The 13920-nt window shown below is 48.0% G+C and carries 14 protein-coding genes and 1 tRNA gene; 8 read left to right on the forward strand and 7 right to left on the reverse strand.

Annotated features, from left to right (window positions below):
• A partial coding sequence (locus tag CBX96_RS15210) for an integrase core domain-containing protein (RefSeq protein ID WP_146194347.1) occupies positions 1 to 180 on the forward strand: 180 nt, incomplete at its 5' end.
• Between the two features lie 41 nt (positions 181 to 221).
• Here the strand turns inward: CBX96_RS15210 and CBX96_RS15215 are convergent.
• Together CBX96_RS15215 and CBX96_RS15220 are read right to left on the reverse strand one after the other, a co-directional pair.
• Positions 222 to 656: a DUF3069 domain-containing protein gene (locus CBX96_RS15215; RefSeq protein ID WP_109287274.1), complete on the reverse strand. Its 435-nt coding sequence runs from the start codon at positions 654 to 656 to the stop codon at positions 222 to 224.
• 24 nt (positions 657 to 680) lie between these two features.
• Positions 681 to 1208, reverse strand: a complete 528-nt coding sequence (locus CBX96_RS15220; RefSeq protein ID WP_086902014.1) for a phosphatase PAP2 family protein — start codon at positions 1206 to 1208, stop codon at positions 681 to 683.
• A 192-nt stretch (positions 1209 to 1400) separates the two neighbouring features.
• Between CBX96_RS15220 and CBX96_RS15225 the strand changes: the two genes are divergently transcribed.
• Positions 1401 to 3263 carry a GGDEF domain-containing protein gene (locus tag CBX96_RS15225; protein WP_181382220.1) on the forward strand — a complete coding sequence of 621 codons (1863 nt, stop codon included), beginning with the start codon at positions 1401 to 1403 and terminating at the stop codon, positions 3261 to 3263.
• Here CBX96_RS15225 and CBX96_RS15230 read toward each other — a convergent pair.
• Entirely contained in the window at positions 3260 to 4075 is an 816-nt protein-coding gene (locus CBX96_RS15230) for an ABC transporter substrate-binding protein (protein WP_109287276.1), read from the reverse strand. The genes CBX96_RS15225 and CBX96_RS15230 overlap by 4 nt on opposite strands.
• Before the next feature lie 161 nt (positions 4076 to 4236).
• Between CBX96_RS15230 and queG the strand changes: the two genes are divergently transcribed.
• Entirely contained in the window at positions 4237 to 5412 is a 1176-nt protein-coding gene (queG, locus tag CBX96_RS15235) for a tRNA epoxyqueuosine(34) reductase QueG (RefSeq protein WP_109287277.1), read from the forward strand.
• Between the two features lie 17 nt (positions 5413 to 5429).
• Here the strand turns inward: queG and CBX96_RS15240 are convergent, their stop codons facing one another.
• The gene (locus tag CBX96_RS15240) at positions 5430 to 6209 is read right to left on the reverse strand and encodes a TOBE domain-containing protein (RefSeq protein WP_109287278.1); all 780 of its coding nucleotides are present in this window, start codon (positions 6207 to 6209) and stop codon (positions 5430 to 5432) included.
• A 202-nt stretch (positions 6210 to 6411) separates the two neighbouring features.
• Between CBX96_RS15240 and modA the strand changes: the two genes are divergently transcribed.
• The 3 genes from modA to modC are packed head-to-tail and all read left to right on the forward strand — an operon-like array spanning position 6412 to position 9013.
• Positions 6412 to 7197: a molybdate ABC transporter substrate-binding protein gene (gene modA / locus CBX96_RS15245; RefSeq protein WP_109287279.1), complete on the forward strand. Its 786-nt coding sequence runs from the start codon at positions 6412 to 6414 to the stop codon at positions 7195 to 7197.
• A complete protein-coding gene (gene modB / locus CBX96_RS15250) occupies positions 7197 to 7934 on the forward strand; it encodes a molybdate ABC transporter permease subunit (RefSeq protein ID WP_109287280.1) in 738 nt (245 codons plus the stop codon). Before modA ends, modB begins: the two co-directional genes overlap by 1 nt.
• A complete protein-coding gene (gene modC, locus CBX96_RS15255; protein WP_109287281.1) occupies positions 7928 to 9013 on the forward strand; it encodes a molybdenum ABC transporter ATP-binding protein ModC in 1086 nt (361 codons plus the stop codon). Before modB ends, modC begins: the two co-directional genes overlap by 7 nt.
• A 72-nt stretch (positions 9014 to 9085) precedes the next feature.
• On the opposite strand, the gene CBX96_RS15260 is transcribed toward modC, so the two are convergent.
• Together CBX96_RS15260 and CBX96_RS15265 are read right to left on the reverse strand one after the other, a co-directional pair.
• Positions 9086 to 9172, reverse strand: a tRNA-Leu gene (locus CBX96_RS15260).
• Positions 9173 to 9324: 152 nt separating this feature from the next.
• Entirely contained in the window at positions 9325 to 10914 is a 1590-nt protein-coding gene (locus CBX96_RS15265) for a bacteriohemerythrin (protein ID WP_086902006.1), read from the reverse strand.
• A 316-nt stretch (positions 10915 to 11230) separates the two neighbouring features.
• Between CBX96_RS15265 and CBX96_RS15270 the strand changes: the two genes are divergently transcribed.
• On the forward strand, positions 11231 to 11362 hold the full coding sequence (locus CBX96_RS15270; protein WP_011715898.1) for a DUF3149 domain-containing protein: 132 nt from the start codon (positions 11231 to 11233) through the stop codon (positions 11360 to 11362).
• A gap of 113 nt (positions 11363 to 11475) precedes the next feature.
• Here the strand turns inward: CBX96_RS15270 and CBX96_RS15275 are convergent, their stop codons facing one another.
• Entirely contained in the window at positions 11476 to 12087 is a 612-nt protein-coding gene (locus tag CBX96_RS15275) for a superinfection exclusion B family protein (protein WP_086902005.1), read from the reverse strand.
• Positions 12088 to 12254: 167 nt separating this feature from the next.
• Between CBX96_RS15275 and CBX96_RS15280 the strand changes: the two genes are divergently transcribed.
• Positions 12255 to 13886 (forward strand): ATP-binding protein, encoded by a 1632-nt coding sequence (locus CBX96_RS15280; RefSeq protein WP_109287282.1) that lies wholly within the window; start codon positions 12255 to 12257, stop codon positions 13884 to 13886.
• Positions 13887 to 13920: the final 34 nt, after the last annotated feature.

Consider the following 13920-nt stretch of genomic DNA (forward strand, 5'->3'; position numbering starts at 1 on the left):
GTGAATGGCATACTGAAGCAGGAGTTTTTACTGCACCGATGTAGGACATTTGCGGAGCTGAAGATACTTGTTAGAGAATCGATAGCAATATACAACGATATGAGACCGCATCTGAGTTTGAATATGGCAACCCCTAATCAGGTGCACAATAGAAAAGGCCAGCTACTGGAGCTGGCCTAAAAACTGTCAACCTATCTTAGGACGGGACACAAACTCACAGTTTAAGGCGCCATCACCTGCTTAAAGCTGTTGAGCATAGAACGATCGGTGCGGGCCTTTTTCAACTTACGCAGGCTTTCTTTGAGCGACTCATCGGCCAAACGGGTAAATATCCCGTTGTATTCCTTCTCGTTAATCGCTTCGTCCGTATCCGCCTGCTCAGAAATCTCCTGTGCAACACGGCTGAGTTGCAACCAAGCGTTGGCAATATAGAAACCGTGAAACTCAGCCTGCGGCATTAAATTGCGCGCACTGGCGGGTAATGCTTCCCAAGCAGTGGCAAATTTGTCTTCGCGATCGAGTAACAACTCGGCACATAAACCTTGGTAAGCCGCTAACAGGCTCTCTGGCATTTTTGCCATAGGTAGCACTTTATTGGCAACATTGTGGGAAATCCGCTCGGCGGTTTCACGATACTCAACTGATACTTCAGCCATAATAACTCTCTTATCCTAAGCGGCTCAAAATTGGCCACTAATATATAAACCATAGACCCCATTATGGGCCAAAGGTGTCACTGTGATCCCTTTATAGGGCTCAGTAAAATACCAACCCGCCAGTGCGCCAATGGCTGCGCCTGCGAGCACATCTTCTAAATAGTGCTTATCACTCTCGACTCGGGTGTAGCCCACATAAGTTGCGGCAAGATAGGCAGGCAGACCATATTGCCAGCCATAACGCTGCTGAATAAACGTGGCCGCCATAAAGCTGTCCGAGGTGTGCCCTGACGGAAAAGAATCATCACCACTGCCATCGGGTCTATCCTTACTAACCCCCAATTTAAGCCCCTCGACTATGACTCGGCTCGAGACGGCAGCCTTAAGTAATTGCCACGATCCCTCATTCCCATCCTCATAGAATAGGGTCGCGCCCAAAGCCGTCGCTGGCAGGAGTAGATGAACCACATCGCCCGAGGTTTCGATATCATCCGAGTTTGCCCAACTCGCTCCCGTAAACAGCAACAGGACGGCACAGAGTAATTTTTTCAAGGGTTTTCCTTATTGGGCGAGATCCAAGGCGACGTTTATACCTTGATAGTGGAATGAATGCAAAAATTGCAAACTTTACATGTAAACAAGACGTAAAAAGTTTATGCTAAGATAATGATTAGCTATCTGTTTCAGCGCTAACGGGAAACCTCATACTTGCAACATTACCTTCGATATTTAGCCATTTGTCTTATGCTGCTGATAGGCACGCATAGAGTTGCTATTGCCGAGGGACAAGCACAGGTCGATCAGATTTTTGCATTATTCGATAGCGGTGAAGCCATGACCCGTGAATCTATCGAGCAAAACCTATTACTGCTGGAAAAGCTCATTTCGAGTGATGATGTTGAGCGCATCGAAAAACTGAATCTGCTTAAATGCTGGAATCTTCCCTCGGAGACCGAGGCAGACGTATCTCACTCACTCAATCATATTGAGCAAATTAAGATACAACTACCAGCTAACGCATCACCACATTTCATCACCGACTTAACCCTCTGCCATGCTTGGTTTTTACAGCAAAAGGGCGATATTAATGGCGCCATGTCGGGTTATACCAAAAGTATTCAGAGCGCCTATGAACACGAAGATATAAAACTTATTGCCGATGCTCGCAGTCTTCGGGGAGCCTTATATTCCTACATTGGAGATTTTTCTGAGGCGCTGGACGATTTAGTGACCGCGCAGGGGCTGTACGAGTCCTTGAACTTAACGGGCTGGGCAAATATCAATTTAGCGGATATTGCCACCAGCTTTAGGCGTTATGGCGACCCTGAGAGTGCGATTAAATACTACAATAAACTCAAAGAGTTTTACTCCCAAAAAGGCAATAAGGAACAAGTTGCCAACGTCACTTCCGACATCGGGATTGCCTTAGATGAAATGGGCGAACATGAGCGAGCGATTGAAAGCTTTCGTTTTAGCTATCAGTATTTTAAAGAACACAAATATCCTCTTATTGCCGCGATCAACGCGACCAATATTGCCTATAGCCTTATTCAGTTAAATCGCCTCAATGAAGCCGAAACCTATTTAAAGGAAGCGGCGCAGGAAATTACCGACAAAGAACCCAGCGCCTACAGCTTTATGAAGCTGTTTATGGCGAAAATTCGTTATCAACAGGGACGCTATCAAGAAGCGCTGGATGAACTCGCCGCCGCAGAAATTGCATTCCGTGTGATGCACAATGATCGCGGCCTCATCCAACTATTACAGCTTAAGAGTGATATCCATGCAGCTATGGGCGATCTACCTTCGGCCTACCAAGAGCTACAGCAATTTATCGCGTTGACGAAAAAGGTGGATGATAGCTCCTCTGCACACCAAACGACTGAGTTAAAAGTAAAGTTTGATACTAGTTGGATCGAATCTGAAAACAAACGCTTGCTCGATAATCAAAAATTAAAAGAACAAGAGTTAGCACTGCTCGAGAAAAATAAATCACTGCAACTGATTATCCTGCTGCTCACGGGCTGTATTTTGGCGATTGTGTCGCTGTTTGCCTACAAGCAAGTGCACCGTAACCGTCACCTACAGACCATAGCCTTAACCGATTCTCTGACCCAATTACCCAATCGCAGGCACATCTATGCCCAAGCTGAACTGTATTTTCAGCAGGCGATAAAACAAAAAACACCATTCTCTGTGATCATTTTCGATGCGGATCATTTTAAAAAGATTAACGATAATTTCGGTCATGAAATTGGTGACCAAGCCTTGCTGACCATAGCCCAAGCCAGCCAAGCATTAACCGCGGACCGCAATCTCATCGGCCGGATTGGCGGTGAGGAGTTTTTAATCCTCTTACCCAATACCAACGCAGAGCGCGTTTGGGAGCTGGCACACGAGTTACAAACCTTAATCACTCGTTATGGTGCCATTAATTTGCCCGTAGAGTTAAAGCTAACTGTAAGTGCCGGAGTGGCTACTTTAAATACCGAATTAGGCAAACAAGATGATAGCTTTGCGCGCTTGCTTAAGCGTGCGGACAACGCCCTTTACGACGCCAAAAACGCAGGAAGAAACTGCGTTAAAGCCGCTAAAATGGCCGACTAACCTACGGTTTTTCGGTGCCAAAAGATGTGATGCTCGAGGGGCGGCGGCAAGGCGCCAAACCATTTTTGATATAGCCGAGCAAAATCCCCCGATTCTTTGAGCTTTTCTAACTCAGCTTGCCAACGTTGCACAGTATCGGCAGAGGTTCCTTTTGAGAATGCCAGATAAAGATGGATTTCGGCGATGACATACACAGGTTTGATGTCCGACTCTTTAGCACCGATATCTTGTAGTATATGCTTGACCGCCAAATCGGCCTGACACCAGAATCGCACCCGTGAAAACAACAACTGCTTTGCCGATTGCTGCGGAAAACTCGCCACTAATAACGCATCGATACCCTGCTGTTGCAGCAGCTGCGCGCCGATAGACTCCCGATAAACACCGACAATCCCCGCCGCACTCACTTCAGATAATTGATTGATGCTAATAGGATCGTCAGCTCTGGTGTAAAGGGTAATTTTACTGGTCGCTATGGGACCAATAAAATCGAAATGGCTTTCCCGTTCATCACTGATGGAAGTGGCAAACAGCAACACATTCGGCGCAGAGCTCGCAATCGAGTATGCTCGCGCCCAAGGTAGCAGCTCGATTTTCTCCTGCTGTCCAAGGCGGGGCTGCAGCAGATTAACCAGTTCCACCCCAAAGCCTGTCGGCACCCCATCTTGCTCGAAGCTCATGGGAGGCCAAGCTTCTGTCACTAACCGCACCGTCTCGGTTGCAGCTTCTGTCGCCCCAAAGCTAAGCCCTGAATAGCCTAAGCTCATGCACAGTAGCAGGCAATAACAGTGTTTGCTGAGGGTGGACAACATAGGCAAGACCGAAGAGGAAACTTACTATCCATCATAGATCTAATTTACACACGGAAGAAAGCAAATTAAGGATTTGGCTAAATCCCCTTGGAACGGCACTCGTCCCTAGTGGCATAAAACTGCTATCATAGCGCCATCTTATTACGCCCAATGCCGCTTCCATGTCGATCACCACTCCTAGCAATATTCCCGATGCCGTCACCCTATCCCGTCTCGCTTTACAAATTAAGCATTGGGGAAAGGCGCTCGGATTTGCCCAAATAGGGATTTGCGACACCGACTTAACTGCAGAAGAAGCTAAGTTGCAAACCTGGTTAGATAAGGGGTATCACGGGGAAATGGGTTACATGGCTACACACGGTATGATGCGTGCCCGCCCCCACGAGTTGCACCCTGGCACAGTTCGAGTGATTTCGGCTCGGATGGATTATTTGCCGCCAGAGGCGGGGTTTGCCACTAACTTAGCCTCGCCGAATATGGGCTATATCTCGCGTTACGCAGGCGGCAGGGATTACCACAAACTCATCCGTGCCCGCTTAAAAAAGCTGGGCGATCAAATCAGTAGCGAACTTATCTCTCTCGGATTCGATGCCGCCGACTTTAGGCCCTTTGTCGATTCGGCCCCAGTGCTAGAGCGTCCACTCGCCGAAAAAGCCGGCATTGGTTGGACAGGTAAGCACTCACTTATCCTTAATCACGATGCGGGCAGTTGGTTCTTTCTTGGGGAATTGCTGATCAACCTGCCCTTACCCGTAGACATTCCAATCCAAGAAGACTGCAACACCTGCGTGGCCTGCATCACTTCCTGCCCGACAGGCGCCATAGTCGAGCCTTATACCGTGGATGCACGGCGCTGTATTTCTTATCTGACAATCGAATTGCAGGGTGCCATTCCCGAGGAGTTTCGCCCCTTAATGGGAAATCGCATTTACGGTTGTGACGATTGTCAGTTGGTGTGCCCGGTCAATCGCGAGGCGCCGCTGACTCAGGAGAGTGATTTTCACATTCGACCTAAACTCAAGCAGCCTGAACTGCTCACCTTGTTTGCGTGGAGCGAAACCGAGTTTCTTAAACAGACCGAAGGCAGCGCCATTCGCCGTATTGGTCATCAGCGCTGGCTACGCAATATCGCCGTCGCCCTAGGCAATGCGCCGAGTTCGCCACAAATCATCGCCGCCCTTGAGCAACGTAAAGCCCAAGCAGATGTCGATGAAATGGTGAAAGAACATATCGATTGGGCCCTAGCACAGCAACATGCGGGCGGCTCACAAGCCAATAACCGTAAAACGGAGCGACTGGTTCGGGTCATTCAAAAAGGCTTACCACGGGATGCCTAGCATTCTCGCTGCATGCTTTAATTCATACTGGCAACAATCACTTGTGTGGCATCAAAACAGGCAAAACAAGGCTCACCAACCTTGAGCGTTTGGATGTCGGCCAACGGCATTACCGAATAGATAATCTCTTTAGCGCCAATCTCTATCGCTAACTCAGCCTTATCGGCAAGTTCGGTCACACTCAGTAAGTGCCCACTGACGCAGTTTTGCCCCGCGCTCTGGCAAGCATCACAACTGGCCGTCACCGCTGGCGCCTTAAACAACAATAGAATCGATTGGTCCAAGGCTAACTGCAGACGCTCAAAACTAGCATGGGTCACTGAGATTTGGATCTGTTGCCCCCCCGCCAATGTCACCTTCAGGCTGTCATTCAAACCGAGTGGCTCAATGCTGTGGATACGCCCCGTTAATTGGTTGCGGGCACTGGTTTTAAGGGAGAAATGCGCCATCACATCTAACAAACTGTGCATATCGACCGAATCATCCAGCAACGCCGACAGCGCCATTTCCTGCACCTGCGAGGTGATGGAATACACCTTAAGTAAACGCTCACCAAACTCGGTCAGTTTGGCGCCACCACCGCCCTTACCCCCCTTTTCGCTACTGACGACGGGCTCGAGCATAGTGGTATTCATCTCATTTATCGCATCCCAGGCGGCCTTATAGCTGATCCCCGCCAACTTAGCGCCCTGGCTGATAGACCCAGTGTTAGCCACTTGGCGCAGCAAAGCTATCCGCCGAGGATTGGCGAAGGGTTTGTCCCCCAATGACAATGTCAGTAGTGCGTGTAAGTCCATGTTCCTGCGCGCCTTAGCTTAAGTGAATGCTATTGTCCCCGATCAATCTTGAGATACCAATACGTTCGGTCGGAATTCTCCGCCGAGGTATTAGCGTTTTCGCCAATAAACCGAGCCGAGATCACTAATTTACGCATCGGGACTTGAACGATCGATATATAGATTGGTATATAACGATCACTTTTTATCACGGAGGAACACCATGAGCTCGCTCAAAGACTTTATTCGTTTTACCACAGCCTCAGTCGTTGGCTTAGCCCTCAGTTGCAGCATCAGCTTTGCCGCAGACCAAGAACAAGTGACGGTTTTTGCCGCCGCATCCCTCACGAATGCGCTTAATGAGATTGGCCAGCAGTACGAAAAGGAACATCAAACGAAAGTGATTTTCTCCTTCGCCTCCTCCTCAACACTCGCCAAACAAATCGCTAATGGTGCGCCCGCGGATCTGTTTATCTCCGCCAACCAAAAATGGATGGATTACCTCGTTGAGGCCAAGGCGGTCAATGCCGATAGCCGCATTACCCTGTTAAAAAATACCTTAGTGCTGATTGCCGAAAAGAACAGCCCGGTAAACCAAGTCACCCTAAACAGCGATTGGGATATTAAGGCCGCGGTCAATGGCAGCCGTTTAGCGGTGGGCGACCCTGACCATGTTCCAGCCGGACAATATGCCAAGCAAGCGCTTGAAAACCTGAACCTTTGGAAAACCGCCGAGCCACTACTGGCGAGAGCAAACAATGTCCGCGCCGCTTTAGCATTAGTGGAACAGGGCGAAGCCCCGCTCGGTATCGTTTACTCGACCGATGCCAAAGTCGCGCAAAAGATTAAAATTGTGGCGACCTTCCCCGCGACCAGCTATAGCCCGATTGAATATCCCAGCGCCTTAACGAAGCAGGAATCCACCGCCAGCGCTAAAGACTTTAATCAATACCTTCAAGGACCAAGTGCCACAGCAGTATTTGAAAAATACGGCTTTGGAGTGAACTAGTGCTGAGTGATGTTCTAGTAAGTGGCTCGCTGTTTGACGGGCCACTCCTCAGCGAATACGAAACCGCCGCGCTGCTGCTGAGTCTCAAAGTCTCAGCGGTTGCCGTGCTGGCCAGCTTACCCTTAGGCATTTTATGCGCTTGGTTGCTGGCACGCGTGGAGTTTCCCGGTAAGGCTATCTTCGACAGTCTCCTACATCTCCCACTGGTGTTACCGCCGGTGGTGGTGGGTTACCTGCTACTCATCAGTATGGGGCGTCAGGGCGTCATCGGGCAGTGGCTATACAACTGGTTTGGGTTAAGTTTTAGCTTTAGCTGGCGCGGCGCAGCACTCGCCGCCGCAGTGGTCTCCTTTCCTTTAATGGTCAGAGCCATACGTCAATCCTTCGAAACCATCGATATTCGCCTCGAACAGGCGGCGCGCACCTTGGGAAGCAGCCGCTGGCGGGTATTTTTGACCATCACCCTGCCACTCACCTCGCCCGGCATAGTCTCAGGGATGATCATCGCCTTTGCCCGCAGCCTTGGGGAATTTGGCTCGACCATTACCTTCGTCTCCAATATTCCCGGCGAAACTCGCACCATTCCGCTGGCCATGTATTCCTTTATCGAAACACCGGGGGCGGAATATCAGGCAATGCGCCTGTGTATCATCTCGATAGTGATAGCGCTGGCCTCCCTACTCGCCTCCCAATGGCTCACTAAAAAGGCCCTCAAAAGAACGGCAAGTGTATGTTAAACATCAATATTGAAAAACAACTCGGCCAACTAGAACTCAAGGTGAACACCCAATTACCGTTACAGGGCGTCACCGCCGTATTCGGCCGCTCAGGAGCGGGCAAAACCTCCTTAGTGAATTTACTCGGCGGATTAACCACCCCAGACAAAGGCGAAATTAGCCTTGGTGATACGCTGTTGTTTAAACATAAAACCGTTAATCTGCCCCCTGAAAAACGCCGAATTGGCTATGTATTTCAAGAAGCGAGGTTATTTCCTCACTACAGTGTGAAGGGCAATCTCACCTATGGGATGCGCCATAAAGCACCTGAATTGTTCAACAAAGTGGTCTCGCTACTGGGCATAGAAAAACTTTTAAGCCGCTATCCCAGCACGCTCTCCGGCGGCGAAAAACAACGGGTCGCCATTGGCCGTGCCCTACTCACCTCACCACAAATGCTGCTGATGGATGAGCCCTTAGCCTCGCTCGATTTACCTCGAAAACGCGAATTGCTGCCTTACCTACAAACCCTAGCGCAGGAATTAAAGCTACCGATCGTCTATGTGAGCCACAGCTTGGATGAAATCCTACAACTCGCCGATCATATGTTGGTGTTGCATCAAGGAAAAATGATCTCCCAAGGACCGCTAACACAGGTATGGAATAGTGAACAAATGCGCCCCTGGGTGCCATTACAGGAACTGAGTTCTCTGCTGAGCGCCAGAATCGCCGACAGACATCCTGATTATCCAATGACAAGGCTGTTGATGGATGATGGCAATCAGCTCTGGGTCAGTGGCCAACTGCCGCCCACCCATAAGCAGTTAAAGGTGCGCATTCAAGCGAACCATGTATCGGTTTGCACAGAGGAACCTAAAGGCTCGAGTATTCGTAACTTACTCAGAGGAAAAATAAAAGAGCTCTACCCCAGCGATAATGGCGAGCAAATTCAACTTAAAATTGCCTTAGGTAAAGACGAGCTATGGGCCAACATCACCCCATGGGCTCGAGATGAGTTACAACTCATTCCAGGAAAGGCTATCTATGCCCAAATCAAAGGCGTGACGATGACGCAAATGGATATTGCCGAATCCCACTGAGTTGAATATTTGGAGCAAATTTCAGACACAAAAAAACCGACTCTAGGTCGGTTTGAGTCCCTTCGGAAGGGATGGTACCAGAGGACGGACTCGAACCGTCACGCTTTTAAGGGCGGCGGATTTTGAATCCGCTGTGTCTACCGATTTCACCACTCTGGCATTATCAAAATTAGAGCTAACAAAAACAAGCAGCTGGCTCTAATTGCTGGGAATTATACCTTTGCCTTTGACAATGGCAAGCCCTTTTCAAAGGCAGGGTGGCAAATTAGTTTTAACCGCTCAAAAATCCAACTCTGATACACCAAGGCCAGTTATTCGGCGCCATGGGCGAGTAAAAATTGGGTGTATTCCTTATCACTCTTTTGAATATGATTGACGAGCCAGGCTTTTAAAAATGCCATGAGTTCATCGGCCACATCTTCACCTCTAGCTACCCGCTTTTGAAAATCAAGCACTTGACCAACTAACTGGGCATGCTTTTCCTTGTGGGCCACGGTTTGGGGATAGCCAAAACGTGCAAACAATTCTTCTTCATAGGAGAAATGGTTCGCGGTGTAATCCACCAGCCCTTGGACGATACGCTTAATCGCCTCAAGCCCATATGCCTCACTTAACGTCCGGTGTAATTCATTGATTAATGAGACTAAGCGTTGGTGCTGACGGTTAATCTCTGGCATGCCAATATCAAGCTCAGGCCCCCATTTCACGAATAACTTACTTTGGGCTTGGCTCGAATTAAACATTTTGGCATCGACATGGAATCGATGCAGCAGGGAGCCAATTTCCTGCGACATGTTATACACCTTAAGACTGGATAAGTTGGTGTGGTTGGTATGGCGCGCATTTTTTAGGGCAAGATCGGCCATCACGCTGATATTTTTGTTAATTTCTTCGGCAACTGCATGTTGCTCTTCCGAAGCCGTTGCGATTTGGTGGGACATATCGGTAATGCTTTCAACCTGAGTCACTATGTCACCGAGGGCTTGATGGGCTTGCTCCACCATCACGGCGGTTTCGTCGGCGATGGTGACATTCTTAAGCATCACTTCTACGCTCTGCTGCGCGCCCTTTTGCAACGTGGTAATCTGCTGCTGAATTTCGGCGGTAGCCTCTGAGGTACGTTTAGCTAAGTTACGCACTTCATCGGCGACAACCGCAAAGCCACGGCCATGTTCACCGGCGCGCGCACTCTCAATCGCCGCATTGAGTGCCAATAGATTTGTTTGCTCCGCGACTTGGGAAATGGTTTCAATGATACTGCTAATGCTATTGGTATCGGCGGCAAGGTGCTCGATAACGCCTTTAGTTTGGTGAATTTGCGATTTCATATCGCTGATTTTATTAACGATAGTACCAATTAAATCATCACCGTGTTTCGCCGAGCCTTGGGCAATATCCGCCGCACGCGCCGTACTGGCGGCATTTTGTGAGACTTCTTGTACGGTGGAGACCATCTGCGTCATCGCCGTTGCGGCCAACTCGGTTTGACGCTCCTGCTCGAGCACGCCCTGTTTTGCCTGTTCGCTGATCGCTTTAATATCGGTCGCGACTTTCTTCATCCACTCACTCGTATCGACGAGGGAGAGAATAGTGCGACTAACATCTTCGCCCATGCGGTTGATACTGTGGACAACCGTGATAAACACACCCGCATCTTTCTCATCGAGCTGATAACTTAAATCCCCATCCCCTAAGTGATGGGCCGCACGCTCTAAGTGCCGTAAGTTACGGATCAACTTGTTAATATTTAAAAAGAGAATCACTGCAAGGGCAATTAAACACAGCGCCGCAATCCAGTGGGCACTGGTCGCTAAACAATAAAGTGGATATAAGAGTAAGACCATGGGCGCAAAGATAATACCGTAGCCCATGGTGCCTTTTTGGACACTGATGCCAGCCATTCTTGTCTCCTTCAAAAATGCTATTTCACTTGCTTGCGAGAACTAACTCGTTTGTAACCAACAGATCTTTGTATCATTTAATGATTTTTTCGTACTCGATACTCTTAAGACTAGTCCCGAATGAAACAAGAAACAAAGCCCGAAGGAATGACTTTAACAATATTTTACCAATGGCTAAATTTGAGCTAGATCACAGGGTTAATCTGTAGTTACAACATTGTTTTAAGATGTCGATTTTTTATTGATCGAGATCAGTATTTACAGCCGCTAAGGGCGCTAGTGTAAGGGGGACTTCACAGGAAAGAGGATTTCAATCATGGCATTTTGGTTAGATTTAATGTTCGGTAACCCAATTGGTTTACTCTCAATGATCGTTATCTTTAGCACTATAGGGATAATTTCTTATATCACTTGGATGTTCATTGTGAAGTCCGCGCAACAATCGTAGTTTTTGCTTCCAAATTGTTATTCTGTTCATTGTAAAAATTGCACGTTGTTATGGGGGTTAATCTAACCCCCATTTTTTGTGCCTGTGATTTCTGCTTTAGAACACAACCCGCATCACGCGGCATGTTTACGGCTTTGCACTACCCCATTTAAGAACTGCGGACGCGCTTTAATCAAGTGCTGCATTTCTTCCTGACTCGGCTCTCCCGCGGGTAAACGCAGTACTCCACGATTCAGATACATGCGTGCCTTCATCGAAATTTTATAATCCGCCGTAGGACCTTGGATCGCATAATGGCGCTCATTGCCTAAACATTCGAGGATGCAGGCATTCAGTAAGCTTTTTACTGCGGGTTCATTTTGCGGCAATGTCAAAATGGTGGCGCCCTGTAAAAAGAACTCCCGCAAGAGGGCTCGCTCAGCACGGTCCATCAGGTTGACCTTAGCTTCAATCGTTTCCGTCACGCGTTTATCACTTAAATGACGAATCGACTCATCTAAGCCAAGGTTTAATAACTGAGTTAAGAAATAAGCAATTGAAATGATTAGTCCTAGGCCAACGAAATGGGCATGCTCGGGGACGAATTTATCCAGCGCCAACAAGGCGAGCACATTCGATGGGATCGCCAATAACACAGCGCAGCTGACCATTAGCCATAACATGACTCGAAACATCATCTTTTTAGGGCTAAACAATTTCACTGAATCCAGTTTGAGTTTAATCATAATGTTATCCCAGCGACAAAAAATTGAACTTAGACGGCATCAAGCAAGTTTGATGCCACTGTATCAGTCAAAATTGCGGGATATTTCATGGGGATAAAATGCACAATCTAGATGCTTGAGTCTATGCTTATAAGCATCCAACTCGCTATCAGATAAAGACTATTTAGATGCTGACATTCTTTAGTCAATTTATTAAAAGCCCGATAGGCAGGCATCTTACCTTGTCTATCGTGCTGTTCAGCTCTCTGATTACCTTAATGACGACCGCCTACCAACTGATCAGCGACTACCGTGGCGATGTCACTCGCATCGACCGTGTATTCTCCAATATTGAAAAAGCTAACCTCGATGTCCTCGCCGCCAGCATTTGGGTTATCGATGAAAGACTGATTAATACTCAACTAAATGGCCTTATCCAACTACCTGATATCAATTACATTTCAATCAAAGATGACAGTGGTCAGTCGTGGAATTCTGGCGAGCAAAAGCAAAACCACACGCTCAGTAAAACCTTTCCTCTGGTGTATAAGTCGCCCACGGATAATATCAATGTCGGCAGTTTAGAAGTCCAAGTGGATATGGATGCTATCTATCAACGTCTCTACGATAAAGCGATCCTCATTCTGCTCTCCAATGGCATTAAAACCTTCTTAGTGGCGGGATTTATCCTGTTTCTCGTCTGGTACAACATCACTAAACATCTCGACAAACTGAGCAATTACTGCAAACGCATCGACTTAGATACCGACTTTGAACCGCTGCAATTTGAACGTAAAGACAAGGTCGATGAGTTTAAGCAAGTCGCCGATGCCATCAACAGCATGCAGGACCAGCTTCGCAGCTCCTTTGAGGCACTGAAAAGCTCTAAAGCCGAACTGCAAACCGCCTTAGAAGACAGAGAACGGTTGCTGAAACTCGAACGGAGTTATAAGGAAGAGCTCGCAAGACAGGTCAAAGAAAGAACCCAAGAATTAGAACAGTCATTAACGGCACTAAAACGGGCGCAGCAAGTATTAGTCGAGCAGGAAAAAATGGCCGCCTTGGGTGGGCTCGTCTCTGGGGTTGCCCATGAGATCAATACGCCGATCGGCATTTGTTTGACGGCGGCCAGCACTCAACTGAACCATATCGAAGAGCTGATTGACCTCATTCACAGCGAACACGCCACCCTCGACGAAATCAACGCCATTTTAGATGAGTATCAAGAAAGCTGTGAGCTAATCGTCCGTAATATCACCAAAGCCAGCAGCCTGATCCAAAAATTTAAAACGATCGCCATCGATCGTAGCCACGAAGAACATCAATGCATTAATCTGCAAAGCCAGCTTAAGGAGATCCTAGAATCGACCTTAATCATGTATCCCAAGGTCAGCGTACAAACCCAGCTACAGGTTACGCCAACACTCAATATCCAGACCAATGTCAGCCTGCTCAATCAAATTGTCAGTAATATTCTCTCCAACGCCTTCACCCATGCCTTCCAGGATAGACAGAATAACCAAATTCAGATCACAGCGAATTTAGAGCAAGACTATGTCAATATCAGCATTGAAAACAATGGTATCGCCATTCCCCCCGAGGTGGCAGAGCATATGTTTGAGCCCTTCTTTACCACCAACAGGAGTAAAGGTGGCACTGGCTTAGGCTTATCCGCCGCCTTTAATGCCGCCACACTGCTAAAGGGCACCATGAACTACCAAGCAGACTCGGCACTGGGAGGCGCTAAATTCAATATCCGTATTCCCCTTACCCAGTGTGATGCGCCTAAACTGACCACACACCATGACTTTACAATTTGATGGTGCGCTTGATTACGAGCTTAATAGCAAGTGG

This window comes from Shewanella sp. BC20 (assembly GCF_003129585.1).
In the GTDB taxonomy this organism is placed as follows: domain Bacteria; phylum Pseudomonadota; class Gammaproteobacteria; order Enterobacterales; family Shewanellaceae; genus Shewanella; species Shewanella seohaensis.

Bases quoted from the DNA above. Each gene is read 5' to 3' on its own strand.
- CBX96_RS15215 (WP_109287274.1), bottom strand. From the start codon at position 656: ATGGCTGAAGTATCAGTTGAGTATCGTGAAACCGCCGAGCGGATTTCC.
- CBX96_RS15225 (WP_181382220.1), top strand. From the start codon at position 1,401: ATGCTGCTGATAGGCACGCATAGAGTTGCTATTGCCGAGGGACAAGCA.
- CBX96_RS15230 (WP_109287276.1), bottom strand. From the start codon at position 4,075: ATGTTGTCCACCCTCAGCAAACACTGTTATTGCCTGCTACTGTGCATG.
- queG (WP_109287277.1), top strand. From the start codon at position 4,237: ATGTCGATCACCACTCCTAGCAATATTCCCGATGCCGTCACCCTATCC.
- CBX96_RS15240 (WP_109287278.1), bottom strand. From the start codon at position 6,209: ATGGACTTACACGCACTACTGACATTGTCATTGGGGGACAAACCCTTC.
- modA (WP_109287279.1), top strand. From the start codon at position 6,412: ATGAGCTCGCTCAAAGACTTTATTCGTTTTACCACAGCCTCAGTCGTT.
- modC (WP_109287281.1), top strand. From the start codon at position 7,928: ATGTTAAACATCAATATTGAAAAACAACTCGGCCAACTAGAACTCAAG.
- CBX96_RS15265 (WP_086902006.1), bottom strand. From the start codon at position 10,914: ATGGCTGGCATCAGTGTCCAAAAAGGCACCATGGGCTACGGTATTATC.
- CBX96_RS15270 (WP_011715898.1), top strand. From the start codon at position 11,231: ATGGCATTTTGGTTAGATTTAATGTTCGGTAACCCAATTGGTTTACTC.
- CBX96_RS15275 (WP_086902005.1), bottom strand. From the start codon at position 12,087: ATGATTAAACTCAAACTGGATTCAGTGAAATTGTTTAGCCCTAAAAAG.
- CBX96_RS15280 (WP_109287282.1), top strand. From the start codon at position 12,255: ATGCTGACATTCTTTAGTCAATTTATTAAAAGCCCGATAGGCAGGCAT.